General features: G+C 65.0%; 30 protein-coding genes, 1 tRNA gene and 1 pseudogene. 17 read left to right on the top strand and 15 right to left on the bottom strand.

The genetic code is table 11. The features are described 5' to 3' along the window. Nucleotides 1-21 precede the first annotated feature (21 nt). Together ACQPXH_RS27860 and ACQPXH_RS27855 are read left to right on the top strand one after the other, a co-directional pair. Nucleotides 22-786 (top strand): ABC transporter ATP-binding protein, encoded by a 765-nt coding sequence (locus tag ACQPXH_RS27860; RefSeq protein ID WP_433599437.1) that lies wholly within the window; start codon nucleotides 22-24, stop codon nucleotides 784-786. After that, nucleotides 771-2,339, top strand: a complete 1,569-nt coding sequence (locus ACQPXH_RS27855; protein ID WP_433599436.1) for a hypothetical protein — start codon at nucleotides 771-773, stop codon at nucleotides 2,337-2,339. Before ACQPXH_RS27860 ends, ACQPXH_RS27855 begins: the two co-directional genes overlap by 16 nt. A 479-nt stretch (nucleotides 2,340-2,818) precedes the next feature. Here ACQPXH_RS27855 and ACQPXH_RS27850 read toward each other — a convergent pair whose 3' ends face one another. Together ACQPXH_RS27850 and ACQPXH_RS27845 are read right to left on the bottom strand one after the other, a co-directional pair. Next, nucleotides 2,819-3,043, bottom strand: a complete 225-nt coding sequence (locus ACQPXH_RS27850; RefSeq protein ID WP_433599435.1) for a hypothetical protein — start codon at nucleotides 3,041-3,043, stop codon at nucleotides 2,819-2,821. A gap of 35 nt (nucleotides 3,044-3,078) precedes the next feature. After that, nucleotides 3,079-3,855 (bottom strand): HNH endonuclease family protein, encoded by a 777-nt coding sequence (locus ACQPXH_RS27845; protein WP_433599434.1) that lies wholly within the window; start codon nucleotides 3,853-3,855, stop codon nucleotides 3,079-3,081. 643 nt (nucleotides 3,856-4,498) lie between these two features. On the opposite strand from ACQPXH_RS27845, the pseudogene ACQPXH_RS27840 reads away from it, so the two are divergent. From ACQPXH_RS27840 to ACQPXH_RS27830, 3 genes and pseudogenes are all read left to right on the top strand, one after another. After that, nucleotides 4,499-4,594: pseudogene (locus ACQPXH_RS27840) on the top strand (haloalkane dehalogenase); the annotation flags it as partial. A gap of 22 nt (nucleotides 4,595-4,616) precedes the next feature. Then, the gene (locus ACQPXH_RS27835) at nucleotides 4,617-4,922 is read left to right on the top strand and encodes a hypothetical protein (protein WP_433599433.1); all 306 of its coding nucleotides are present in this window, start codon (nucleotides 4,617-4,619) and stop codon (nucleotides 4,920-4,922) included. Continuing rightward, nucleotides 4,923-5,045: a hypothetical protein gene (locus ACQPXH_RS27830; protein ID WP_433599432.1), complete on the top strand. Its 123-nt coding sequence runs from the start codon at nucleotides 4,923-4,925 to the stop codon at nucleotides 5,043-5,045. It abuts the gene before it with no gap. On the opposite strand, the gene ACQPXH_RS27825 is transcribed toward ACQPXH_RS27830, so the two are convergent. Then, nucleotides 5,046-5,933 (bottom strand): oxidoreductase, encoded by an 888-nt coding sequence (locus ACQPXH_RS27825; protein WP_433599431.1) that lies wholly within the window; start codon nucleotides 5,931-5,933, stop codon nucleotides 5,046-5,048. It lies immediately after the preceding gene. Nucleotides 5,934-6,008: 75 nt separating this feature from the next. Between ACQPXH_RS27825 and ACQPXH_RS27820 the strand changes: the two genes are divergently transcribed. Next, nucleotides 6,009-6,608, top strand: a complete 600-nt coding sequence (locus ACQPXH_RS27820; protein WP_433599430.1) for a TetR/AcrR family transcriptional regulator — start codon at nucleotides 6,009-6,011, stop codon at nucleotides 6,606-6,608. 22 nt (nucleotides 6,609-6,630) lie between these two features. On the opposite strand, the gene ACQPXH_RS27815 is transcribed toward ACQPXH_RS27820, so the two are convergent. The 3 genes from ACQPXH_RS27815 to ACQPXH_RS27805 are packed head-to-tail and all read right to left on the bottom strand — an operon-like array spanning nucleotide 6,631 to nucleotide 7,797. Next, nucleotides 6,631-6,771, bottom strand: a complete 141-nt coding sequence (locus ACQPXH_RS27815; RefSeq protein WP_433599429.1) for a hypothetical protein — start codon at nucleotides 6,769-6,771, stop codon at nucleotides 6,631-6,633. Nucleotides 6,772-6,822: 51 nt separating this feature from the next. Further along, the gene (locus ACQPXH_RS27810) at nucleotides 6,823-7,143 is read right to left on the bottom strand and encodes a hypothetical protein (RefSeq protein ID WP_433599428.1); all 321 of its coding nucleotides are present in this window, start codon (nucleotides 7,141-7,143) and stop codon (nucleotides 6,823-6,825) included. 3 nt (nucleotides 7,144-7,146) lie between these two features. Next, entirely contained in the window at nucleotides 7,147-7,797 is a 651-nt protein-coding gene (locus ACQPXH_RS27805) for a phosphate signaling complex PhoU family protein (RefSeq protein ID WP_433599427.1), read from the bottom strand. A 150-nt stretch (nucleotides 7,798-7,947) separates the two neighbouring features. Between ACQPXH_RS27805 and ACQPXH_RS27800 the strand changes: the two genes are divergently transcribed. From ACQPXH_RS27800 to ACQPXH_RS27775, 6 genes are all read left to right on the top strand, one after another. Beyond that, entirely contained in the window at nucleotides 7,948-8,343 is a 396-nt protein-coding gene (locus tag ACQPXH_RS27800; protein ID WP_433599426.1) for a nitroreductase/quinone reductase family protein, read from the top strand. A 377-nt stretch (nucleotides 8,344-8,720) separates the two neighbouring features. After that, nucleotides 8,721-8,933, top strand: coding sequence for a hypothetical protein (locus ACQPXH_RS27795; protein WP_433599425.1), 213 nt, complete (start codon nucleotides 8,721-8,723; stop codon nucleotides 8,931-8,933). Between the two features lie 175 nt (nucleotides 8,934-9,108). Beyond that, a complete protein-coding gene (locus tag ACQPXH_RS27790; RefSeq protein ID WP_433599424.1) occupies nucleotides 9,109-9,804 on the top strand; it encodes a hypothetical protein in 696 nt (231 codons plus the stop codon). Between the two features lie 45 nt (nucleotides 9,805-9,849). Further along, nucleotides 9,850-10,104, top strand: coding sequence for a hypothetical protein (locus ACQPXH_RS27785; RefSeq protein ID WP_433599423.1), 255 nt, complete (start codon nucleotides 9,850-9,852; stop codon nucleotides 10,102-10,104). Between the two features lie 6 nt (nucleotides 10,105-10,110). After that, nucleotides 10,111-10,347, top strand: a complete 237-nt coding sequence (locus ACQPXH_RS27780) for a DUF418 domain-containing protein (RefSeq protein WP_433599422.1) — start codon at nucleotides 10,111-10,113, stop codon at nucleotides 10,345-10,347. A 35-nt stretch (nucleotides 10,348-10,382) separates the two neighbouring features. Next, nucleotides 10,383-11,960, top strand: coding sequence for a Na+/H+ antiporter (locus ACQPXH_RS27775; protein ID WP_433599421.1), 1,578 nt, complete (start codon nucleotides 10,383-10,385; stop codon nucleotides 11,958-11,960). Between the two features lie 12 nt (nucleotides 11,961-11,972). On the opposite strand, the gene ACQPXH_RS27770 is transcribed toward ACQPXH_RS27775, so the two are convergent. Continuing rightward, nucleotides 11,973-12,164, bottom strand: a complete 192-nt coding sequence (locus tag ACQPXH_RS27770; RefSeq protein ID WP_433599420.1) for a heavy-metal-associated domain-containing protein — start codon at nucleotides 12,162-12,164, stop codon at nucleotides 11,973-11,975. 143 nt (nucleotides 12,165-12,307) lie between these two features. Here ACQPXH_RS27770 and ACQPXH_RS27765 point away from each other — a divergent pair, with 143 nt between their 5' ends. Continuing rightward, nucleotides 12,308-12,790 (top strand): hypothetical protein, encoded by a 483-nt coding sequence (locus tag ACQPXH_RS27765; RefSeq protein WP_433599419.1) that lies wholly within the window; start codon nucleotides 12,308-12,310, stop codon nucleotides 12,788-12,790. Nucleotides 12,791-12,801: 11 nt separating this feature from the next. After that, nucleotides 12,802-12,960 (top strand): hypothetical protein, encoded by a 159-nt coding sequence (locus tag ACQPXH_RS27760; protein WP_433599418.1) that lies wholly within the window; start codon nucleotides 12,802-12,804, stop codon nucleotides 12,958-12,960. 50 nt (nucleotides 12,961-13,010) lie between these two features. Here the strand turns inward: ACQPXH_RS27760 and ACQPXH_RS27755 are convergent, their stop codons facing one another. From ACQPXH_RS27755 to ACQPXH_RS27735, 5 genes are all read right to left on the bottom strand, one after another. Next, nucleotides 13,011-13,733, bottom strand: a complete 723-nt coding sequence (locus ACQPXH_RS27755; protein WP_433599417.1) for a VIT1/CCC1 transporter family protein — start codon at nucleotides 13,731-13,733, stop codon at nucleotides 13,011-13,013. A gap of 10 nt (nucleotides 13,734-13,743) precedes the next feature. Next, nucleotides 13,744-15,336, bottom strand: a complete 1,593-nt coding sequence (locus ACQPXH_RS27750; protein ID WP_433599416.1) for a GMC oxidoreductase — start codon at nucleotides 15,334-15,336, stop codon at nucleotides 13,744-13,746. Between the two features lie 62 nt (nucleotides 15,337-15,398). Next, on the bottom strand, nucleotides 15,399-15,971 hold the full coding sequence (locus ACQPXH_RS27745) for a YdcF family protein (RefSeq protein WP_433599415.1): 573 nt from the start codon (nucleotides 15,969-15,971) through the stop codon (nucleotides 15,399-15,401). A 70-nt stretch (nucleotides 15,972-16,041) separates the two neighbouring features. Next, complete coding sequence (locus ACQPXH_RS27740; RefSeq protein ID WP_433599414.1) at nucleotides 16,042-16,746, bottom strand: flavodoxin family protein; 705 nt, start codon at nucleotides 16,744-16,746, stop codon at nucleotides 16,042-16,044. Nucleotides 16,747-17,125: 379 nt separating this feature from the next. Beyond that, nucleotides 17,126-20,011: a BTAD domain-containing putative transcriptional regulator gene (locus ACQPXH_RS27735; protein WP_433599413.1), complete on the bottom strand. Its 2,886-nt coding sequence runs from the start codon at nucleotides 20,009-20,011 to the stop codon at nucleotides 17,126-17,128. A 265-nt stretch (nucleotides 20,012-20,276) separates the two neighbouring features. Here ACQPXH_RS27735 and ACQPXH_RS27730 point away from each other — a divergent pair, with 265 nt between their 5' ends. Together ACQPXH_RS27730 and ACQPXH_RS27725 are read left to right on the top strand one after the other, a co-directional pair. Next, nucleotides 20,277-20,399: a hypothetical protein gene (locus ACQPXH_RS27730; RefSeq protein WP_433599412.1), complete on the top strand. Its 123-nt coding sequence runs from the start codon at nucleotides 20,277-20,279 to the stop codon at nucleotides 20,397-20,399. Further along, the gene (locus tag ACQPXH_RS27725; protein ID WP_433599411.1) at nucleotides 20,396-21,106 is read left to right on the top strand and encodes a hypothetical protein; all 711 of its coding nucleotides are present in this window, start codon (nucleotides 20,396-20,398) and stop codon (nucleotides 21,104-21,106) included. The genes ACQPXH_RS27730 and ACQPXH_RS27725 overlap by 4 nt, the downstream gene beginning before the upstream one ends. 1 nt (nucleotide 21,107) lies before the next feature. Here ACQPXH_RS27725 and ACQPXH_RS27720 read toward each other — a convergent pair whose 3' ends face one another. Next, nucleotides 21,108-21,521: a VOC family protein gene (locus ACQPXH_RS27720; RefSeq protein ID WP_433599410.1), complete on the bottom strand. Its 414-nt coding sequence runs from the start codon at nucleotides 21,519-21,521 to the stop codon at nucleotides 21,108-21,110. Between the two features lie 100 nt (nucleotides 21,522-21,621). Between ACQPXH_RS27720 and ACQPXH_RS27715 the strand changes: the two genes are divergently transcribed. After that, nucleotides 21,622-21,695 (top strand) — tRNA-Met (locus ACQPXH_RS27715). A gap of 80 nt (nucleotides 21,696-21,775) precedes the next feature. Here the strand turns inward: ACQPXH_RS27715 and ACQPXH_RS27710 are convergent. Beyond that, nucleotides 21,776-22,660, bottom strand: a complete 885-nt coding sequence (locus ACQPXH_RS27710; RefSeq protein WP_433599409.1) for a hypothetical protein — start codon at nucleotides 22,658-22,660, stop codon at nucleotides 21,776-21,778. Between the two features lie 3 nt (nucleotides 22,661-22,663). Continuing rightward, the gene (locus ACQPXH_RS27705; RefSeq protein WP_433599408.1) at nucleotides 22,664-22,819 is read right to left on the bottom strand and encodes a hypothetical protein; all 156 of its coding nucleotides are present in this window, start codon (nucleotides 22,817-22,819) and stop codon (nucleotides 22,664-22,666) included. Nucleotides 22,820-22,822: the final 3 nt, after the last annotated feature.

Below are 22,822 nucleotides of genomic sequence, written 5' to 3'. Positions count from 1 at the left end.
AACCGAACACCAGGGGGATGGATGGTGCATACCGATCCTGCGCTGCAGCTGACCGGGCTTTATAAGCGATTCGGCGGTCCGTGGGTGGTCGACGATGTCGGCCTCACGGTGCCGCCGGGCTCGTTCTTCGGGCTGGTCGGCCCGAACGGTGCGGGCAAGACGACCACCTTGTCGATGGCCTGCGGACTGTTACGGCCGGACGCCGGACAGGCGCGGATCTTCGGCGTCGATGTGTGGGCCGATCCGATCGCGGCGAAGACTTTGGCGGGCGTTTTGCCGGATGGACTTGCGCTACCGGAGCGCCTGACGGGCCGAGAACTGCTGACCTACACCGGTCTACTGCGCGGACTGCCCGCGAATACGGTGGCCGAACGTGCCGAGGAATTGCTCGGAGTCTTCGAATTGACCGGTGCCGAGCGGACTCTCGTCGTCGACTACTCCGCGGGCATGCGCAAGAAGATCGGCTTGGCGACGGCGCTGCTGCACGCGCCGAAACTGCTGGTGCTCGACGAACCGTTCGAGGCCGTGGATCCGGTATCGGCGGGCACGATTCGCACCATTCTGCAGCGGTTCGTCGCGGCGGGCGGCGCGGTGGTGCTGTCGAGTCATGTGATGGCGCTGGTCGAGAATCTGTGCGATCGGGTCGCGGTGATCACCGCCGGGCGGGTGGTTGCCGCAGGCACGCTCGACGAGGTGCGCGCAGGCAGCACCTTGGAGACGGCGTTCGTACATCTGGTCGGCGGCCGGGTCGGCGGGGAGGACGGGCTGTCGTGGTTGGCGTCCTGATTCGGATGCGGTTGTTGCTGACCAAGCGTGCGCTGGGCAATGGCTGGCAAGGTGTCACGTTCGTCAGCGGTGTGATCATCGGACTCGTATTCGCGCTCGGCACAGCGGGTCTCATCGGATTCGGGGTCCGGGACGGTGATGTGGCCGGTGGCATCACGGTGGCCGCCGCATGGTTCGGGATATGGACGCTCGGCTGGCTGTGCGGTCCGGTATTGATGGGCAGTAGTGATGAGACCGTCCAGCCCGAACATCTGCGGCTGTTGCCGCTGAGTAATCGGCAGTTGGCCACCGGGCTATTGGCGGCGGCTTTCGTCGGGCCCGCGCCGGTGATCAACCTGCTCGCCTTCTCGGGACTGATTGTGCTTGCAGCGCAACTGAGTTGGGGTGCGGCCGTGGTGGCGCTGGTCGGTGTGGTGTTGCAGTTGATATTCGTGGTGCTGCTCTCGCGGGTGGTGCTGGCGTGGATCGGTGCCGCGATGCGTTCGCGGCGGGGGCGCGATCTCGGGGTGCTGCTCGCCGGTCTTGCCGGGCTGGCCTACTACCCGATGAGTTTCCTGCTGAATCATGTAAGTTCGGTGCGGGGGTCGGCACCGTGGTTGGCGAATGTGTTGCGCGCCTTGCCATCCGGGTGGGCACCTGGTGCGGTGGGGGCAGCTGCGCGCGGTGACTGGCTGGTGGCGCTCGGCGCGTTGGTCGGATTGCTTGCCTTGACGGCGGTGCTGTGGCAGGCATGGTCGGTGCTGTTGCGGCGGCGGTTGACCGCGCCGCTGGATTCGGTTTCCGGCACGGGCGGGCGTGGGATGCTGCTCGGCCGGGTGCGGACGTCCGGGCCGGTGGGTGCGGTGATGATCAAGGAGTTGCGGACGTGGTCTCGCGACAGCCGACGCCGGGCGGCGCTATTGCCCGTGCTGCTGGTAGGGGCGCTGCTGCCGGTCTTTCCGGCAATCCAGGGCAACGGCTCGGGCGGTGTGGTGTTCGCGGGTGTGAGTGCCGCGTGGTTCGCGGGCCTGGCCGCCAACAATCTCTACGGCTACGACGGAACCGCGCTCTGGCAGACGTTGGTGACGCCCGGCGCGGCGCGCGCTGATGTGCGGGGGCGGCTGCTGGCCCTGCTGCTGGTGATCGGCTTGCCGTCCGTGCTGCTGGCCGTGGTTCTGCCGGGTGCGCTCGGCCGCTGGTCGATGTACCCGTGGACGCTGTCGCTACTGTTCGCTGTGCTCGGCGTCGTCGCGGGCTCGGCCGTATTCCTGTCGGTAACCGCGCCCTACCCGCTGCCGCCGCGTACCGGAAACCCCTTCGCGTCCTCCGGAAATCCAGGCTGCGCGAAGGCTTTGGTGCAATTCGCCAGCAGCCTCGGCCAACTGATCGCGGTGATCCCGGTTCTGATCGTGCTGATCATCGGCCTTGCCCTCGACCTGACCGTCGTGCTGTGGCTGGCCCTGCCGGTCGGGATCGCGATCGGGGTCATCGGAGCAGTGGTCGGTGCACGCCTCGCCGAAGAGCGGTTGTCCGCGCGTGGGCCGGAGGTTCTTGCGGCTGTGCAGCCGCGTTGATACCGGTCAGGAATGCGATCGGTGTTGCGGGTCCAGTCGTCGGCGCAAGCGAGCAGCGGATCGTCTGGAGACCGAAAGTTCCGGGGACTCGCGTAATCGCATCGACGATTGCGCTCACGCGAGCGCCGCGTCGAGCTGGCTTCTGAGGTAATCGCGATCCGTCGAGCGCAGTCATACGGCGGTGCCGTTGGACGCGTCGTGCCGCCTTTCGACTGCGCTCGGCGAGCGAACCGGACCTGATTGCGCGGCAACGCATCGACGGGCGGAGGGGCAGGGGATCGGTGATCGGCTGGTCGAGTGTCGGGTGAGAAATACACTTGTCGGGTGGGCGATAGGGATTCCGAGTCCACGGCGACCGCATACCGCATGCGTCCGGTCATCGATCGAACATTTCGCTCGACCGGGCGGTGCAGGCGTACCGCTACTTCCGTGTGGACAATCCGTTCGGCAAGGTCGTCAGCACCATGCCGTAGCTCGGATCAGGCCTCGAAGGGCACGGTATTGCCTGCCGCATCGCGGGTTCCGGCGGTGGCTTCGATGGCGGCCGCCAGCTCGGCGACGGTGCTCCAGGTACGCGGCGGCTCCGCCTCGAGATTGCCTATGGTGTACCAGGTCTCGGTCTTGCGATAGCGAACCAGACCTTTACCTGTCGCATCGACGGTCACATCGAGCTCGCCGGAGACCGTCCCTTCCTCTTCGGTCATGACGGCGGCCTTGGCGGAAATCTCGATGATGTCGCTTATTTGAACTCTCCTCGACTGACGCAGTCGGCGACTGCGTTGCGCAGTGCGGTGTGTTCGGCGGGATCAACGTTCAGCGCATATTTTACTTTGATCTTGACGTAGTGCTCGAGATAGCCACACCGGAATTTTCCCGGCGGCAGATAGTTCGCGGCGTCCTGATCACCCTTGGACCTATTGGCCGAAGGATCGGAGGCGATCAGATTGACGGCGTCGTTGGCGATCCGGCGGCGGGTATCTTCATCGCGCTTATTCGCACCCGAACGCCAGGCCTCGGCCAGCGGCACGATGTGTTCGGCGTCGACACCGGCCGGGTCGGTTATGAACTTGTACGGCTTGAGTTTCCCGGTCTTCGAATCCATGACGCCGTACTGGTCTTGCCAGCCGCCGCCCTTACCCACCTCGAGCTCACAGGTCTTCGGGTCGAGTTCGACCGAGCCCGTCGCGTCCCTGAGCATCATCACGTCACGGCTGGTGCACTTGCTGTACTGCGCGAAATCGGGGCCGAAGCCGTGCTCGGTCTTATTGGTGTCCCAGTGCGGGAACTTCTCCCGGCTGTAGCCTTCCATCGTCTCTTCGGGCGCATCGACGAGCTGGCCGAGCAGGTCGTTGATATCCGTGCCGGATACCGTTGCGGCATTCGTCGGTCCGGGGCCCTTGCCGGTATTACCGGTCCGGTCGTCGATAGAGGAACAGCCGACGGTGACAACGGCGGCCAATACGACGGGTGCACAAACAGCGAGTACGCGACGCGCGGTGCGGGACAACCACTTCACAAAGATCGAACTTCCTAGCCTCGCACCGATGAACTTGTCGGGCGTCAAGCTACCTGCGCCCGCTCGTCCCGTATGTGATTGTCGCGTATGACGTTCGGCACAGCTAGTCGAGGAACGCACGGTGTGGCAAGGGGACTCGACGGTAGATGTGGAACCACCCCTGACTCGGCGTGCCGGCGCCGTTCCAGGGGTGGTCGTGTCACGAATGAGCTCGTGCGCGGCCGATGAACGGGCCGGTTGTCCAGGCCGGATGATCCGTTCTCGCGGCGCCACGAGGCTGATGAGGGAAGTCTCGTCGTGCCGTGTCGTCTGCGGATAACTCTCGTGACGGTCTGTGTGAACTTCATTGTTCTTACGTAGAGAGACAGTAGATCAACTCAGATTCCTTTGCAATCGCTTTACTTAAGTCTGAGAATCTCCTGAATGGCGCATCGGCCGGTTGAAACATGTACGGCTCACATACGGAAGTTAGGTTTACCTGCGGTTGTGCTGAGATCGGCCGTGCGGATGCCTTCCCGACTGGTGACGATCGTCACATTCGGTGGCGGGTCACAGCGGGGCCGAAGCGTGTGTCGAAACCAGGTGCAGGCACAAAACCCGGATCGCCGATCAAACCCGAGTGCTCGCACCGGATCTGATCGGAATGGGTGCGTCCGGGAAGCCGGAGAGTGCCTACCGCCTCGCCGATCACGCCTGCTATCTGGATGCCTGGTTCGACGCGCTGGGCTTGGAACAGGTCGTCATCGTCGGCCACGACTGGGGTGGCGCGCTCGGTATGCACTGGGCGGCACCGCATCCGCGGCTTCGCACTGATCGAGACGTTCCTGCGGCCGATGCGCTGGGACGAGCTCGCGCCGCTCGGCGCCGAACTGTTCCGGAAATTCCGGACGGCCGAAGGGGAGCGAATAGTGCTGGTGGAGAATACGTTCATCGAGTTCGACCTGCCGAAGGGCATTGTCGATCTGAAGCAGGAAGATCACGATGTGTGCCGCGCCCTTCCCCACGCCGGAATCGCGCAAGCCGATGCTGGCCTGGCTGCGGGAATTCCGCTGGAGGCCGAACGGTAGATGATCCGACTGCACGACGCCGCGGCGGTAATCCGGCTGTATCCGGATTACGCTGCGGCGCAGGCGAAAATGGACGCGATCGCCGGGCTACTGAATTCGGACAGGTTCCCGATGCTCGACTGATTACGCGTTGGCTGGAAAGCGCACGTCGGTCAGTTCTTCGGATTTGGTCCACAATGCGCTGGCGAGGTCGGCATTCGCGGCGGCTGTGCTGCGGCCGACGATCTTCGGGTGACCGCGGAATTCGAACCAGCTGTCCGGGCCGACGTAGCTTCCCGGCGGCAACTCCTGGCTGGTGGCGAACAGCGTGGGCAGCGCGCCGAAACTCGCATCCTGGGCGAGCAGTTTATTGTTCACCCGCATGAACTCGTGCAGCATCCGGTTTCCGGAGTGGCCCATCAGATTCGTTGCGGCCCAACCGGGATGGGCGCTCAGCGCGAGCCGGGATCCGGTTTCGGTGAAGCGCCGCTGTAGTTCGAGGGTGAACAGCAGGTTGGCGAGTTTGGATTGCCCGTAGGCGGCGCTGGAGTTGTAGGACCGAGTTTCCCAGTTGAGGTCGTCGAGGTCGATGCTGCCGCGGCGATGCGCCTGCGAGGAGATGGTCACCACGCGATCGGTGATATGGGGCAGTAGCAGATTCGTCAGTGCGAAATGGCCGAGGTGGTTGGTGCCGAATTGGCGTTCGAAACCATCTTTCGTGCGTCCGGCGGGGACCATCATGATGCCCGCATTGTTCACCAGCACATCGATATCGCCGGACCAGTCCGCGGCGAAGCGACGAATGGAGGCCAGGTCGGCGAGGTCGAGCTCGCGCACCTCGGTGCGACCCGACATGTGCTTCGCCGCTTCCTCGCCGCGCGCGATATCGCGCACCGCGAGCACGACGTGGGCGCCGACGCGGGCCAGTTCGCGGGCCGTCACCAGGCCGATTCCACTATTGGCGCCGGTGACGACGACGGTGCGGCCGTCGAATCGGGGCAGATCTGCGGAAGTCCACTTGTGGTTCGTCATAACGCCCAATGTAGGCAGTGACAACAAAGTAGTCAATGTCAACAATCCTGCGATATCGGATATCCTGCAGCAACCATGAGTTTTGTCCGCTCCCGCTCCTATCACCACGGTGACCTGCGCGCCGAGCTGCTCCAGCGCGCCGAGGCCACATTGCGCGAGTCCGGTGTGGACGGGCTGTCACTGCGTCAGCTGGCCCGCGATCTCGGCGTCAGCCATGCTGCGCCGAGCAGGCACTTCCGGGATAAGCAGGCGCTGCTCGACGCGCTCGCGCTGGTCGGGTTCGATCGGCTCGCCGCGATGTACGGCGAGGTCGACCCGACCGGATCGTTCTCCGAGCGGCTGCATGCCGTCGCGCTCGCCTACCTGGATTTCGCGATCGACAATCCCGCGCTGCTTGCGCTGATGTTCGCCCACAAACACAGTCCGACTTCGGGTGAGGAAATGCCGGCCGCGGTCGAGGGGGCATTCACCGTGCCCATCGCCTTGATTGCCGAGGGGCAGGCGGGTGGCGAAGTCGTTGCGGGTGATCCGATGCGGATCGGTATTGCCGCCATTGCTTCAGTGCAAGGGTTGGCCACTTTTGTCGGGTCCGGGTTCGTCGAAGCGGAGAACGTGGAAGCGGCACTGGCCGAGACGATTACCCAGCTGACCTACGGTCTGCGCCCCCGCGATTGACCCGTGTCTACCTCACGATGTCTCAGGCCGGTCGGAGCAGCGGACCGGTGAGTACACCGCGAATGGTCTTGGTGGCGACGACCGCCCAGCCGCTGACCAGTCCGATATACAGCACGACCGCGGCGACGGCGAAGAGATCCGCCCCGGTGTGGCCGTAGAGCACGGTGCTGCTGGTAATGCAGGTGCTCAGCGGGGAAGGTGAAGCCCCACCAGGTCAGTTGAACCGCAATTCGCCTGTGCAAGCGGTCTTTACGGTGACGGCGGTGGCCAGCGCCAGCCACCGCATCGCGAATCCCCAGGTGACGACGCCGAAGATGACCGAGAAGACGGTCAGCCCCTTGGCATAGGGGTCGGGCAGGCCGAGGGACCGGCCTCGGCGAGCAGGCCCGCGGCGGTGACGGACTGGCCGAGTACGAGCCAGAGGGTGGGCACCACGCCCGACTGTGGAACGCCGTGGTGCACCAGTCATGGTGGTGGCGACCAGCGCGGCGATCAAGCTCAGGCCGAACATGGCCAGGCACAGCAGGATCCGCAACTCCTAACCTGCTTCGGAAGTCTGGGCCGTCGGCGGAATTCCGGTGTCCAGGAAGCGGATCAGGCGATCGATGCGGATGGTGTGGTCGATACAGCGTTCGAGGTTATTGCCCACCAGGGCGATATCGATGGCGGCTTCGGTGGCGGTTCGTTCGGTCAGGGCCGAGTGGAGTTGTCGTTGGAGTTGATCCATTGCGGGGGTCCCGGATTCGGGAGTAACGGGTTGGCGGCCGGTGGCGACCGATTCGCCCGCGAGGGCGGTGTGGTGTGCGGCCAGCCGACCCATGGCGGTGAGGATATCCATCAGATGTTGGGGCGCAATGGGTTCCGGATGGTACTTGTAGACCTGATCGGCGATGCGGTTGATCAGCGAGCCGATCCGGGACAGTTCACCGGCGATCTGGATGGCGGTGACCACATGCCGTAGGTCGCGTGCGACCGGGGCCTGCAGTGCGAGCAACACCACGGTTCTGGCCTCGCAGGCGGAGTACATCTTCTGTAGCTGCTCGTCGATCGCGAAGGCCTCATAGGTGGCGGCGAGATCGGCATCGCCGAGCGCTGCCGTGGCACGCTCGGCGGCATCGTGGGCGAGCCGACACATGAGCGTCAAATCATTGGTCAACGCGATGAGCTCGCGAGTGAACTGGGTCCGCACTCCGCACATTGTCGCTTATCGCCGCGCTATCCAGTACACAAATCTCGAGTCGATCGTCGCATGGGGCGGAATACGTGGTGGCACTGCTGACCCCACGCCGTCGTGACCGGCACAGTGCCAGATGCGATCGGCCGGTGCTAGCGTCGGCGCATGGCGAACTTGCGTGATATTCAGCACCGAGTCGTGACAACATTTCAGCGGCGGCTGGGGAATCCGATTCTGCGCAGATTGCCGACGCAGCAGTTGCTGGAGACCGTCGGGCGCAAGAGTGGGCAGCCGCGTATTACGCCGATCGGGGGGCGACGCGTCGGCAAGGAGTTCTGGCTCGTCTCCGAATTCGGTGACAAGTCGCAGTACATTCGAAATATCAAGGCCGACAACCGGGTTCGATTGCGGGTGCACGGACATTGGCATACCGGGACCGCACACCTACTGCCGGATGACGATCCGCGCGCGCGGTTGCAATCGTTGCCCAAGGCCAACAGCGCGGGCGTTCGATTGCTCGGCACCGACTTGCTGACCGTCCGGATCGATCTCGACGACTGACCCACCGCGTGCGTCCGATCACGCGCGATCGGGTGCGAACAATTTGCTGACACGATGGAAGTCATGCTCCGTGCGTCGACTTCCCGCTGAACATATCCATCCCGCTACCAGCCGCGCTCACCCTGGCCCCCGGCTCGGAAAAGTATCCTTCATCCCGGCTCCGGTCGACCCGATCAGTACTCCCTTCGGCTACAGACTGGGGCTCACCGGATTTCGCCGGGACAACGACGGCACATCGTTCGAGTTCCCGACCCGACACCGTTCCACAACCGGACCAGCATGGCCGCCACCTGGGAGCGATTGCTGCCCGGAATCGGCATGGTCTTGGGTGACCAGCCGCGCGACCTCCGCCCGATCTGGTGCGGTTCGGTCAGTCGTTGGACGATCTCGTCGAGGCGGTCGGTCGGCTGGTCACGGCCGGGAACAGTCCGCAGATGTATCTGGAGGACGATGGCCTGGTGCCGTTCCCGCAGCGCGTGACCGAATGGATGGACAAGGTCGGGCCGGAGCTGAAGGTGCTCATTCCGGATTGCGGCCGCTGGCCGACGCGGTCACCGCGAGTGCGCGGCGCATCGATCTCAGCAGTCTGATCAGTCGGGCGCTGCACGAAACCGACGATGACGCCGTCAGGGTGCGCGTCGGCATCAAATAAGGCACTACCTGCGCAAACGCAGGTCGCAAAAGTTGATATTTCGCACTGCGATCTTCGGTAGCCTGCCAGCAGAGCTTTTCGTGAAGGTAGTCCCTACTCGGCACGAAGGCGGTGTGATAGTGAAACGCGGCGGCGGTACGACATCGGGAAACGATAGCGGGCGCGTCCTGACCATCGCGGCCGTAATCGCCGCCGCGCTCGCGCTGGTGGTCGCGATCGCGCTACTGCGGTCGAATCAGGATCCGAACAACGACGCACCGACATCGGGCACGTCGAGCGCCAAAGCCAGCACCGCCCGTCCCGAGCCCCCGCTCGTGCCGCAGTCGAACCGCGCGACGACCTCCACGGGGCAACCGGCGCGCAAGCGTGGCGACGATTGCTCGCACGAGGGTGTCGTCGCGCAATGGGATCAGCGCAACGGCCTGTGGGTCTGCGCACCGCAGGAACAGGCGCGCGAGGCGCACCGGATCGGCGACGACTGCTCCCACGACGGGATCGTCGCGCAATGGGGACAGTCGCCGGATGGCCACTGGACCTGCATACCGCAAGGTCAGGGCGTCGCGGAACCGCCGCCGGTCCCGCAGAACCAGGGCCCGCAGAATCCGGTTCCGCAGAACCAGGTCCCACAGAATCCGATGCCGGAGAATCCAGTCCCACAGAATCCGGTTCCGCAGAACCAGGTCCCGCAGAACCCGGTGCCGGAGAATCCAGTCCCGCAGAATCCGAATCCCAACCCGATCCCCAACCCGATGCCTGAGAATCCGTTCCCATTCCTGCCGCCACTGCCTCCGCTACCCGGATTCCCATAGCCGATCGACGACGAACTCTACGACCGGCTGCGCACCGAATCGCCGGTGCACCGCATCGCCGACACTGATTTCTACTTGGTCAGCCGCTGGGATCTGGTCATGGCGGCGACCACCCGCCCTGCCGACTTCTCCGCCAACCTCACCGCCGCCCTGATGCGCCGACCCGATGGTTCGGCGGCGGTCTTCGATCTGGACGGCGGGGGACAGGCCGTCCACGTCCTGGCCACCGGTGAAGACCCGACCCACCATGTGCACCGCGAACTGGTGCTGCCCGCGCTTGTCGACGCCAACCGGGGCTGAGCGGCGTTGTCTTCACCGGATCTGGAGCGGGCCCTCGATAGCGTGGATGCATTCGGCTCGGCCGCCGCGATCATTGCGGTGCAGGCGCTGTGGAGCTATTACTGGTTCCGCTACGGCCCGCTGGAATGGGTGTGGCGGTGTGTGACCTGGTGGCAGCTGGTGCCCAACCGTCTGACGCGACAGGAACGCCGGAAACTCCAGGAACGCCGGAAACTCACAGTGCCGTATGGGCGCGGTCGCTAGGGAAATCTCAGCAACTCCCCGCAGACTGGGGCGTCATGGACCAGTTGGTGCTGATGTTCGTCTTGCTATTCGCCACGATCCTGGCCGAACCGCTCGCTCGGCGGCTCGGTGTCGCATCGGCGGTCCCGATGACGGTATTCGGATGTGTGCTCGCGCTGATACCCGCGGTTCCTCGGGTCGATGTGCCGCCCGACCTGATCCTGCCGCTGGTGCTGCCGCCGCTGTTGTACGCGGCGGCACGGCGGACTTCATGGCGGCAGTTCGCGGAGAACTGGGGTCCGATCGCATTGCGCGCGGTCGGGTTGGTTTTGGCGACGGCCGCCGCGGTTACGGCGGTCTTCCACGCCTGGTATCCGGCGCTGCCATTGGCGGCTTGCTTTGCGCTCGGTGCTGTTGTGGCCCCGCCCGATCCGGTGGCCGCGACGGCCATGGCAGGCAAGCTGGGCCTGCCGCGCCGCCTGGTGGTGACGCTCGGCGGTGAGGGGCTGTTCAACGATGTGACCGCGATCGTCATCTATAGCGTCGCGGTGCAGGCCGTGCTCACGGGCAAGTTTTCGGCATGGCATGCGGTCGGTGAGTTCGTGATCTCGGCGGTGGTCGCGATCATTGTCGGGATGACGCTTGGCTATGCGGGCAGCAAGTTGACCAGCAAGCTGGCGGAGGCGTCCTGGCAGGTGGCGCTGAGCCTGCTGCTGCCGTTCGCCGCTTACGGTGTGGCCGAGGCATTTTCGGGATCGGCCGTGCTGGCGGTACTGGTGTGCGCACTGTATCTGACCGATGCGGGCACCAGTTTCGGCGATCGCGACTACCGCCTGGTCGGCGATGCGTTCTGGGAGATCACCGAAATGCTGATCAGCGGTTTCGCTTTCGGGTTGATCGGCCTGGAACTCGGTGTCGTACTCGATGATACGGGCGACGACTGGCCGCGACTGCTCGGCGTCGCCGGCGTCGTTGTCGCCGTGGTGGTCGGACTGCGGCTGGTGTGGCTGTTGACCACCCTATCCCTGCGCAGGTGGTGGTGGCGCGACGAGGACGCCGACGAACCCTACACCTGGAAGGAGACGGTCGTCACCTGGTGGGCGGGCATGCGGGGTGTCGCTACCATCGCACTGGCACTGGCCATTCCGTTGCTCACCGATGCCCGCGAACCGTTTCCGGGCCGCACCCAGATCCTCTTCACGGCCTTCGCCGTCGTCCTGTTCACCCTGCTGTTACAGGGCCCAACATTGCCACTTGTCGTGCGGCTCACCGGTGTTCAGGCCGACTCCCAGAAGGAACGGCTGCTCGAACGGAGCCTTTGGGAACGTGTCGTCCGCGCGGAACTCGACTGCCTCAAGCAGATCGCCGAAACCGAAGGCCTCCCCGACGAGGTCTACGAACGCCTGCGCAACCAACTCCGCCAACGCCTGGCTCGCGCCGATCCGGAGGCCGCCGACGAGGACGCCAAGGCCAACGCGGCCCGAGATCTGAAGCTGGTGATGAAGATTCGCGATATCCAGGGCGATGTCCTGGAAGCGGGCCGCCGCGAAGCTCTGGCCGCCCGCCGTGAACCCGGCATGCCCCCGGACCTGGTCGACCGGGTGACTCGACGCCTCGACCTCGGTCGGCGATAGACCGGCTCCCGCCTACTTCGCGCCGACGCCCGCGGAGCGGATCGCGTCGAGCACTTCACCGTAGGAAAGGGTGGAATTTACGGTGATGGTTTCCGAGGTGCGGTCGACGTCGACCGACTGCACGCCGCCGAGGCTGTAGAGCGCGCGTTCGGCGACTACGGCGCGTTCGTCGGAGTAATCGGTCATATCGAAGGTATAGGTCATCACGACCTCCTTGTAGGTGGCTGTCCTTCGGTTCGGCAGATAACCGAATCAGGAGTTTCCAAACGCCGCGCCGGTACGGTGTTTGATTTCGGAATAACCGGGCATAGCCAGAAGGTAATGTCAACCAGCGCAACGGGATTGTCATGATCATTATCATCGGGCTCGTCGTTCTCATCGGCGCGGTAATCATCGGCGTTGCCGGAGTGGCGGCCAATACGGGCGAAGTTCGTACGTCATCCAGCGATTTCGGGGTATTCGACTATCACTTCACCGCTTCCGCGGGGGAACTTTTCCTCTACGGGATCGCGATCGGAGCGCTCGGGATGCTCGGCCTGGGCCTGCTGCTCGCGGGCGTCTGGCGTAGTTCCCGCCGCAACAGCGCCACAAGGCGCGATCTGCGGCAGTCGCGCCGTGAGTTGGCGGCCCAGGAGAAGGCCAAGGCCGCCGAGCGGCGTCGAAGCACGCCACCGGCGGCACCACCGCCTGCCGCGACCAAACCCGCCGCGCAGGTCACCCCGCCGCAGGGCGGCAAGCCGGTGTGGAGCTGGAATCGGTTCATGCGCCAGCCCAGCGGGTCGGCACCGGTCGAAACATCCGGCCGGACAACGGTCAAGACGACCAAGTAAAGGAAAGAACAATGATCGTCCTCGGCTTGATACTCCTCATTGTCGGGTATCTACTCGGAATCGGTCTGCTCACCACGGCCGGAATCATCTTGCTGCTCATCGGTGCGGTATTGGCCCTCGTCGGGTCGGTGGGGCGGCACCCGGTCGGCGGTCGGCGGCACTACTACTGACGCCGACGCGCTGAACAAAGGACGGGCCGAGGGGTTCCTTCGGCCCGTTCTCATATCCCGGCGATACCCGCCAATTGACCGATGGCGTAGGTGACCGCCATCGCCAGCGCACCACCGACCACCACTCGTACCACCGCGCGCCCGCGATTACTACCGCCGAGCCGCGCGCTGACCGACCCGGTGATCGCCAGCGCGATCAGCACCGCCGCGAATGTGACCGGAATGCGTGCGGTGGTCGGCGGCAGGATGATCGCCAATAGCGGCAGCAGCGCACCCACGGTGAACGCGGCCGCCGAGGAGACGGCCGCTGCCCACGGATTGGTCAACTCCTGTGGATCCAGGCCGAGTTCGGCCTCGGCGTGGGCCAGGAAGGCGTCGTGCGCGGTCAGCTCTTCGGCCACTTTGCGCGCCGTCTCCGATGTCAGCCCCTTCGACCGATAGATATCGGCCAGTTCGGCCAGCTCGGAGTCCGGTTCTTCCTTGAGTTCCGTGCGTTCCTTGGCCAGTAGCGCCCGCTCGGAATCCCGCTGTGCGCTAACCGAAACGTATTCGCCGACGGCCATGGAGATCGCACCGGCGGTGAGTCCGGCAATGCCGGCGGTGAAAATGGCCGAGGCGCTGGTCGTCGCCGCGGCGACACCGACAACCAGCCCTGCGGTCGAAACAATGCCGTCATTCGCCCCGAGTACGCCCGCCCGCAACCAGTTCAGCCGAGAGGCCAGACCGTCACGATGTGGTTCATGTGGGTGCGGCGAACCGGGCGTCTTGTCCATAAGCCGCAGACTATGCGAAAGTCCGCAAAGTATCAGCTAGCCGAACCGCCAGCGCAACGATCGTCAGGGTCGGATTCGCATGGCCGGTGGTCGGGAAAACCGGACTGCCCGCGACGAATAGATTGGCCATTCCGTGCACCCGGCAGTCGGTGTCGACCACGCCGTCGCGCGGATCCGTGGACATCCGGGTGGTCCCGGTCGGATGTGCCCAATCGGTGAGCATCAGCGGCAGTTCGCTGTCCATCCTCGCCCAGTCGTGCAGCGTTGGAGCCGGGAATCCCAGTCGTGCGAACTCCTCGACCGCCACGGCTGCCGCCCGGCGCACAGTTGTGTCTTCCTGCGGATTCACCCGCCAATCGATCCGGGACAGCGGTACGCTGAGCCGATCGGTTCGGTCGGTCAGGGTGACGCGGCTGTTCGGGTTCGGCAGCTGTTCGACCATGCAGCGCAATTCGATTCGATCGAGTTTGTGCGGCAGTCCGGCGTGTTCGATGAGCCTGGCGCGCGCGCCCGCGAGCAGTAATCCCGCGTGGCTCACCGCGACTCGCGCGTCGTGCCGATCGCCGCGTCCACGCAGCAATTGCTTCACCGACTCCCATGGATCGTCCTCGGCGGGCACCTCCTGCAGCCACAGTGCGCAATTGAGCAGGCCTTCGTCCTCCTGGATCTTCGGCGAGAGCGCGACGCCGTGCAGGAAGGTGCGCTTACCGTGCGGCGTCTTCACCACGTACTTGCCGAAGCGTTCCAGCGCGCTGTTCGCCACGGCCGGATCCAATGCGCCGACCGCACCGCAGCGGTGATCCATCAGATAGCGCCCGACCACGTCGTGCCGGTTGCCGATGCCACCGGGCCCGCTTCGCCGAGATGCCAACAGCAGCCGCGGATTTCCGATACCGCCGGTGGCCAGGACGAAGACGGCAGCGCGCACCGGCCGCGGCCGCGGATCCGCACCGGCTACCTGGACTGAAACCACCCGGGTGCCTTCGGGATCGGTGTCGATATGGGTGACAGTCGCATCAATGAGCACCCGGACATTCGGCGCGACAAGATCTTTCACGTGCGCACCGAAGCGCTTGCAGTCGAATGGATCCACCGGATCCCGGCTGATCTGCCAGAAGTACGGACGCAGGCGCGTCGGATCCAGGGCGTCCGCGGGTTGGGGCCGACCGGCCAGCTGCCAGAACGCGTCATCGGTGAAGCCACTGCCGCAGCCGATGCCGATATGTTCGGCCGCGCGCGCCAGATACGGTTCGAGGAGGGCCGCGCCGATCGGCCATCCGGAACCGGAAACCCAAGGACGGCAACTGAAATCGAGATCGTCCAGCAGGCCGCAGCGGCCGCTCCAGGTATGGGATGCACCGCCCAGGATCCGGTCGCCCGCAACCCGATCCGACTGTGCCCGGCGTGCGCCCACATTCTCGATATCGGCCAATGCATCGACCTCTTCGGTCGCGGTCAGCCCGCCGCTTTCCAGCACCAGGACGCGTAGCGGGGTTCCGGCAAGTTCGGTCGCGATGGTCAGTCCGGCGGGCCCGGATCCGATAATGACGATATCAGCGCTCAGCTCGTCGTCACCGACCGTGCGCAGCTCATCGATTCGCAACGGCGGTCCTCTCCCAACAACCGTATCCAGCCTATGAGACCCGACATCGCTGCGTTCGCGGTTCAACAACCTCGGTTGAAGAATGCCCGCACATAGCCCGCGGACTGCCGGATGTACATCCAGGTCCAGAACTTCAGCCCACCGTCGCTTGGACTGGCCACCATGGTCAACTCGCCGTGGAAGCATTTGCCGACAATGTACCTGGCCCGCGACACATGCGGGGTATAGGTCACCACGATGATGTGGTGCCAGCCGTAAAGGCTTGCGCGCCGGGCGATTTCGTGCGCCTCACCGTCAGTGGTCCACGGATCGGGTACGAAACAGCTGACGGTGAACTCGAATCGGGGCGCGCAATACCGATCCATCACCGAATCGTTCTCGCCGGTCGATCGGGAAATCAGCAGTTGCGGTGCGTATCCGCGTTCGGCGAGATCGAGGCCGACATCGAAACGTTCATAGGCGGTGCCGCCCAACACCACGATCGCATCGGCACGGCGCAACGGATCGGTCTGCGGATGCACATACACCGGCAGACCCGCCACACCGAGGACCGCGACCAGGGCGAGCAGTGCACCGAAAAACAAACCAGCTCGTCTGGGGCCGGACACCGTTCCGACGATACCCGTGTCTGACATCGGCGCAGTTCACACCCGAATCCCGGTGTGGCACAGAATGTCCGGTGACCATGCCCGAATCTGCCGCGCCCTAACGATAGTCGGGGTTCTCGAAATCGAATCGGCAGCCCGCATCCCATTCGGAGCGCTGATTTCCGTGGGCGGGGATGCCGCTGTTGTCCTTCAGCATCCGGGCCAGGTGCAGCAGGTTCCATGTCATGAAGGTCGTATTGCGGTTGGTGAAGTCGTTTTCCGGTCCGCCGGAGCCCGGATCCAGATACGACGGCCCGGGGCCTGCCTCGCCGATCCAACCGGCGTCGGCCTGCGGTGGAATCGTGTAGCCGAGGTGCTGGAGGCTGTAGAGGATATTCATGGCGCAGTGTTTGACGCCGTCCTCGTTACCGGTGATCAGACAGCCGCCGACCCGGCCGTAATAGGCGTACTGACCACGCTCGTTGAGGATCGACGAATTGCCGTACAGTCGCTCGATTACCCGTTTGGTGACCGAGCTGTTGTCGCCGAGCCAGATCGGTCCGGCCAGCACCAGGATGTCGGCGTCCATCACCTGCCGCTGCAGCGCAGGCCATTCGTCGGTGGCCCAGCCGTGCTCGGTCATATCCGGCCAGACGCCGGTCGCGATGTCGTGATCGACGGCGCGGATATGCGAAACCTGGACGCCGTTCTTCGCCATGATGTGGGCGCTGACATCGATCAGACCCTGTGTATTGCTCGGCTCGGGGGAGCGCTTGAGCGTGCAGTTGATGAACAGTGCCCGGAGGTCATCGAAGGTTGTCATCTCCGAAGTGTGTGCTGGTCCGGGGGGGCACGACAAGGAGTTCGCCCGGCATGTCACGGACTCGTCAGATTGCGACTAGAGGTTCTTTCAGAAAGGTGCCGGACCGGGCGCACCGGCAACCGGTGCTGCCGGGGTGACCACGGCGTGCGCGGACTGCGTGGACCGGACCCGGCGGGCCCGCAGCCGCTGTCGATGCGACGCCCGCGATCTGGTGACCCTATCGATCGGAACCACGGGTGGACATGCCGATACGCCTTGCGTACCCGCGCACACAAGTCGATACAGCGCGCCCGCACGGCGGCACTCACGACGGCGATCGCATCGACCCAGAGAATTCCAGGCAACCATCAGCATCCGATAAACGTTGAATAAACGCCGCCTAATCCGCGACGTCAGCGGTCGGCGCGGCACTGAAGAGCCGGTCGACGGTGGGCGGGGCCAGCCTCGCCCGCCGAAAGATCTCGGTGGCCTCGCCGAACTCCGCCGCGGCCGGGCCGGTGCGTCCCTGTGCCGCCAACGCGCTCGCGTGCAGAGCCAGGGCACGCGCCCGATCGATCGGATCGGCGGCCTTGGTGAGCAGCCGAACCGCCTCTGCGGCTTGGCTTTCCGCATCCGCCACATCGCCGGCGCGCAGTTGGATCTGCGCCAATCTGGTTCGCGCCCAACCCTCCCAGAGTCGCACACCATTGCGCTGCGCGATCCGCACGGCATCGCGGCCGAGTGCGAGGGCGCGCTCGTGCTCGTCGCACATCGATAGCGTGGCGGCCAATTCGTGGGTGGCCCAACCGAGTGCGACCGGATTCGAGGACGCCCGCGCCAGCGCGATGGCCCGATCCGCTATATCGATCGCCTCGTCATATCGCCCGGCCTCGCAATAGGTTCGGGTGACCAAGGCCAGACACCAGGCCTGCATCGACCGGTCACCGAGTTCACGGGCGAAACGCATCGCATTCTCGAAATGTCGACGCGACGTTTCGATATCGCCGAGTCGCCGATCGGCAATGCCGAGCAATACCTCCGAAAGCACCGCGATCCGGCGATCAGCGTCGTCGGTGGGTGGCCCGGCCGCCGCGTCGAGATACTTCAGACTCGCCCCGACCTCGCCGAGCCCGACCTGCAACAGCGCGCCGAGCGCGACCCGGATGCGGCGTTCGCTCGCGTGCGACTCGCGAATTGCGGTGTCCAGCAAGGCCGTCAGTGCTTCGGACAGTTCCCTTGCGCGGGTGCCCGCGTCCATCCATTCGGCCATAACCCAGGCCAGATCCGCCGCCACCCGCAGTGCGCGCCCACCGCTTCTGGCGGCCTGCCGGTGCAGCGCGATCACCACCGGTCGCTCGACGTCGTTCCAGACCTGTCCCTCGGCTCCGCCTGCGAACTGTCGCCCGGGCACCGTGGTCGGGATCAACAGGCGCGTGGTGTTGCTGTAGTCGATGGCGCTCAATAGGTTCTTCGCACCCGCGAGGTAGTAGTCCAGCAGCCGGACCAGCACCGCCGACTCGTCCTCGTCGGCGACGCTGTGGGCGAAAAGGCGCAGCAGATCGTGGAATCGATAGCGGCCGGGCACCGTCGTCTCGAGCAGGCTCAGGTCGACCAGCGATTCGCATATTCGCTCGGCCTCGGACTCCGCGATGCCGAGCACCGCGGCCACGCCGTCGACCGGCAGATCCGGGAAGTCGACGAGCGCGAGTGTGCGAAAAGCCCTGGCCTGCTGCTCGTTCAGCTGCCCGTAGCCGAGCCGGAACGCGGCTTCGACGCCGAGTTCACCGGTCTCCAGCACCGCGAGCCGACCCTTCTCGTCGGCCAGTCGCGCCGCGAACGATCCGATCGTCCATCGCGGGCGCACGGCGAGTCGCGCGCCGACAATGCGGACTGCCAGCGGCAGGTAGCCGCACAGCGCCACGACCTGGCGTGCCGCGCCTTCCTCGGCCGCGACGCGTTGCGGGCCGAGGATGCGGATCAGCAATGCCATGGCTTCGTCGCGCTCCAGTACATCGAGGCGAGTCCGGCGCACGGCGGGCATCTCGGTGAGCGCCGAACGACTGGTGATCAGCACGGCGGTGCCGGGTGTTCCGGCGAGCAGCGGCGTCAATTGCGCACTGCCACGGGCATTGTCGAGGACGATCAGCATGCGCTTACCGGAGAGGCGGGTGCGCAGTTCGGCCGCGCGATCGTCGACGGTGCCCGGAATCTCGCCTTCCGCGATGCCGAGCGCACGCAGGAATCCGCCGAGTGCGTCACCGGGTGAGGTCGGCACCGGATCGACGCCGCGCAGGTTCACATACAGCTGTCCGTCCGGGAAGTGATCGCGCACGTGATGGGCCACATGCAGGGCCAATGTGGTCTTGCCGACGCCGCCCATGCCACCGATCGCGGAAATGGCGACCGCGCTGCCGCCGCCGGTCAACTGCTCGGCAATGTGCTCGACCAATTGCACGCGGCCGGTGAAATCGGCGATATCCGGCGGCAATTGCGCGGGCACGACCGGCTCTGGACCGTAGCCGTTCGATCGCGGTGTCGGCATTTCGGCACGCAGGATGCGTTCGTGCATCGCGGTCAGTTCCGGACCTGGTTCGACGCCGATCCCGTCCACCAGATCGCGGCGCGCCCGTGTGAACACCGCGAGCGCCTCGGCCTGGCGGCCGCAGTGATACAGCGCGGCCATGAGCAGTGCCCGGAACCGTTCGCGCAACGGATGCTCATCGATCAGCGGACCCAATTCGGCGACCGCGTCGGCGGCGCGACCGACCTCGATATCCAGGGCGAGCCGGTCTTCGAGAATCGTCAAGTGCCACTGCTCGAGCCGGGTGCGGTGGCGTTCGGCGAAGGGTCCGGCCAATCCGCTCAGCGCGGGACCACGCCAGCGGTCGAGTGCGGCGATCAATGCTTCGCGTGCCGCGTCCGGCATTTCGCCGCGCACCCGTCCGGCCGTGGCCACCAGGGCCTCGACCTCTTCGATATCGGTCGAGCCCGGCGGGATCCGCAATGCGTAACCGTCACCGACCGAGACCAGCACGGTCGAGGGTGCGCGCGAAACCCGCTCCGGTTCCAGCACCCGACGCAATTGCGCGACATGGGTGCGCAGCGCGGCGACGGCGCGCGGCACCGGATCCTCGCCCCAGATCCCCTCCACCAATTCCGCTGCGGTGACCGACTTTCCGGCACGCAGCAACAGCGCGGCCAGTACCGCGCGACGTTGCGGAGGACCCAATTCGAGCGACGTCTCCCCACGCCACCCGCAGACCTCACCCAATACCGAAAACTTCACCGACCCGACCTCCCGGACCGGGGAGCTTACGCGCGCATCCGTCGAACGGCTCGTTCATTCCTTGACTATCCGGTGTTCATCGATCCTTGCTACAGCGGTTGCACCTCGACCGCCGGTCGATCGGGTGGCCGAGCATGCGAGGTTTCATCACAGATCCGGTGGCACCTGACCTTGCCGACTTCTACTCTCGAGCAGGCACGCGCATATCGTCGGCTTCATCAGCCCTGTCCCCGAGGAGACCAAGGGCGAAGATCTCGGAATCCTTGTGGATCCGGTCGCCGATGGTCGGCTCACGCCGTTGATCGGTCTGACGCTCGACTGGGAGCAGACCGCCGATACCTTCCGCAAATGGGTGCTCATGGCGACAGCTGACATGATCACCCCATGATCGAATTGCGTAATGCACGGTGGGCAGTGGCAATGGCGGCGGCCGCGGTACTCGTCGCGGGCTGCAGCGGCAAGGACGACGCGGCGGATCACTCTTCGGCGCCGACCACGCCTCGCGAACAGCTGGTACTGACCCCGGAGGAATTCCCCGCGGGCACAAAGAAACTCGATCTGCCGCCGGAGCAGCTGCAGTCGACGGTCGCCGATCTCACCGCAACCCAGCAGAACGCCACCTTCACACCGGCGGAATGCGGTTCCACGCAGCAGGATCTCGGAGCAGCGACCAAGGAACTGCTCGCGCAGTCGTCCATCTCCGCTGCGACCGGTAAGTCGGGCCAGATTTTTATCGAATTCGTCTCCGGGCGGACCGGAGATCTGCAACGGATCGCGGATGGCAATAAGCGCTGCGGTTCGGTCGAGGTGGTCGCGACCTATGACGGCCATCAGGTCACCGCATCGGAGCGCGTCACGAGTCAGCCTGTGCCTCAGGGACTGAATGGCGCGAACGCAATCGCCTACCACGCGACCAGCACCGCGACGACGGATGCCAGCGGTACTCCGCTGACGCAGAACGCGTACCTGGGCTACGCCGAGGTCCGAGGCATCACGGTCGCGGTTCGCGTTGCCGCGCTGGATGATTCGCTCGACCAAGCGGCCTTCGATCAGTTCTTCGTCGCAGCGGTGCAGAAGGTGGTGAAGGCGGCCTAGCCTACTTGCGGACGATCAGTTCCAACGCGATATTGTCCGGATCCCGGAATTCGAGGATATAGCTGAACCCGATGTCCTTGATGTCTTCGCGCGCGATCCCGCAGGCATCGAGATGCGCTGCGGCAGCCTCCAATTCGGCCAGCGAGTTCAGCGGGAACGCGAGATGATCGAGCCCGACCCGGTTCTCGTCGAAGCTGTCGGTGCCGACCGGCCGCAACCCGATCATCCCGTGCTCCATCCGATAGATCACCCCGCCGAACAGGAACCCGAGTTGCTCCCGTGTCGCCTCATCCGCATCGGCGGGCACCTCCAGCGCAACCGGCCATCCGAACACCTTCTCGTAGAACGCCCGCGACCGATCGATATCGCAAACCGTCAGTCGTACATGGGCAATGGCACTAGTGGTAATCGGCATACCCACATGCTCGCACCCACCGCCGATTACCCGCTGGTTAACCCCTCCCACCTGCCGTTTAGGTAAGCGCCGACCCATGCTGTAGCGTTATCCCTACCGACGCGGGGTGGAGCAGCTCGGTAGCTCGCTGGGCTCATAACCCAGAGGTCGCAGGTTCAAATCCTGTCCCCGCTACAAGGGAATTGGCCCGGAACACATTGTTCCGGGCCAATTTCGATTTGCTTCGGTCTGGCCTGGACTATTTCGGGCCGGGCTCAGAACCGTTCCAGTTCGTACAGGCGGGTGCCTGCGGAGTCGAAGACGACCGCGTGGTCGGCATCACTGAATTCGACTTTGTACGTGCTGCGGTTCGGGCTTTGGGTGACCACGAGGGAATAGCGTCCGTCGGCGCCCGCCTTTCCCGAGATGACGCAGGTCATCGGGCCACCGATATCGAGTGGTTTGCCCTGGTAGTAGTAGAAGCCGTCGCATCGGCCGCCGCTCGAGCTGAAGGTCTTGGTTCCGGTGGCGTCGGATGCGGTCCAGGTGCCGACGATCGCCGAGGAGTCTGTCGCTGTGCGGCCTCGCGGGCTCGTGCCGCCGCTAGGCGAATTCGTTTCGCTGCGGCCGGGACCGAGTCCCGACGACGATTCGGCGTCGGCCCCCGTGCCCGTCAGCCGGCCGATGACCAGGCCTGCCAGGATGATCACGACGATCACCGCGACGATGGTGACGCCGGGGTGCCTGCTGGCATAGTTGACGATCTTGCTCTTGTTCCTGATATCGACCGAACCGTTGACGCTGGCCCCTTCCAGCGAAACTCCTGCGAACTGACGAGTATTCGATCGCTGGACGGAAGTCTGTGCGACGGGTGAGGCGGCCTCGCGCAGCGCGGCGCCGAAGTGCGGGTCCGCGGCGGCGGCCTCGTCGATTACGCGCTGGGCGTCGGCGCGCGTCTGTGGTGATACTTCGCCCCGCTGCGCCTCGGCGACCAACCGTCCAATCGCGGGGTTGGTGCTGCCCAGCTTCATCGCGACGATATTCCGGACACGGTCGACCGCAAGGTCGAGCGCCTGGTCGGTCAGGCCGTTGACCTGCTTCCCGACGCGGTTCGCTTTTCCGACGGACCACGCGATGAGCAGTCCGATGACGAAATCCATATCCTATCTTTCACCTTCGGTATCGTCGTCGGATCTGAATCCGGACAGCGTCTGATCCGGGCGGTTCCGTTTGTACTTGCCGTCGGTCCAGAAGCTGATCGTGCCCCACACGCCCAACGCGGCCAGGCCCAAACCGATGAGGGTGAACAGCGCGTCCATCCG

The organism is Nocardia sp. CA-135953, from assembly GCF_050955735.1.
GTDB lineage: Bacteria > Actinomycetota > Actinomycetes > Mycobacteriales > Mycobacteriaceae > Nocardia.
Note: the sequence above shows the minus strand (reverse complement) of the source record. Positions and strands in the feature narration are given on the sequence as shown.

Excerpts from the sequence above, each read along its gene's own strand:
- ACQPXH_RS27710 (WP_433599409.1), bottom strand. The coding sequence starts at position 22,660 with ATGGATTTCGTCATCGGACTGCTCATCGCGTGGTCCGTCGGAAAAGCG.
- ACQPXH_RS27720 (WP_433599410.1), bottom strand. The coding sequence starts at position 21,521 with ATGCCGATTACCACTAGTGCCATTGCCCATGTACGACTGACGGTTTGC.
- ACQPXH_RS27820 (WP_433599430.1), top strand. The coding sequence starts at position 6,009 with ATGAGTTTTGTCCGCTCCCGCTCCTATCACCACGGTGACCTGCGCGCC.
- ACQPXH_RS27775 (WP_433599421.1), top strand. The coding sequence starts at position 10,383 with ATGGACCAGTTGGTGCTGATGTTCGTCTTGCTATTCGCCACGATCCTG.
- ACQPXH_RS27725 (WP_433599411.1), top strand. The coding sequence starts at position 20,396 with ATGATCGAATTGCGTAATGCACGGTGGGCAGTGGCAATGGCGGCGGCC.
- ACQPXH_RS27850 (WP_433599435.1), bottom strand. The coding sequence starts at position 3,043 with ATGACCGAAGAGGAAGGGACGGTCTCCGGCGAGCTCGATGTGACCGTC.
- ACQPXH_RS27765 (WP_433599419.1), top strand. The coding sequence starts at position 12,308 with ATGATCATTATCATCGGGCTCGTCGTTCTCATCGGCGCGGTAATCATC.
- ACQPXH_RS27705 (WP_433599408.1), bottom strand. The coding sequence starts at position 22,819 with ATGGACGCGCTGTTCACCCTCATCGGTTTGGGCCTGGCCGCGTTGGGC.
- ACQPXH_RS27760 (WP_433599418.1), top strand. The coding sequence starts at position 12,802 with ATGATCGTCCTCGGCTTGATACTCCTCATTGTCGGGTATCTACTCGGA.
- ACQPXH_RS27770 (WP_433599420.1), bottom strand. The coding sequence starts at position 12,164 with ATGACCTATACCTTCGATATGACCGATTACTCCGACGAACGCGCCGTA.
- ACQPXH_RS27800 (WP_433599426.1), top strand. The coding sequence starts at position 7,948 with ATGGCGAACTTGCGTGATATTCAGCACCGAGTCGTGACAACATTTCAG.
- ACQPXH_RS27860 (WP_433599437.1), top strand. The coding sequence starts at position 22 with ATGGTGCATACCGATCCTGCGCTGCAGCTGACCGGGCTTTATAAGCGA.
- ACQPXH_RS27740 (WP_433599414.1), bottom strand. The coding sequence starts at position 16,746 with ATGACAACCTTCGATGACCTCCGGGCACTGTTCATCAACTGCACGCTC.
- ACQPXH_RS27745 (WP_433599415.1), bottom strand. The coding sequence starts at position 15,971 with ATGTCAGACACGGGTATCGTCGGAACGGTGTCCGGCCCCAGACGAGCT.
- ACQPXH_RS27825 (WP_433599431.1), bottom strand. The coding sequence starts at position 5,933 with ATGACGAACCACAAGTGGACTTCCGCAGATCTGCCCCGATTCGACGGC.
- ACQPXH_RS27755 (WP_433599417.1), bottom strand. The coding sequence starts at position 13,733 with ATGGACAAGACGCCCGGTTCGCCGCACCCACATGAACCACATCGTGAC.
- ACQPXH_RS27830 (WP_433599432.1), top strand. The coding sequence starts at position 4,923 with ATGATCCGACTGCACGACGCCGCGGCGGTAATCCGGCTGTATCCGGAT.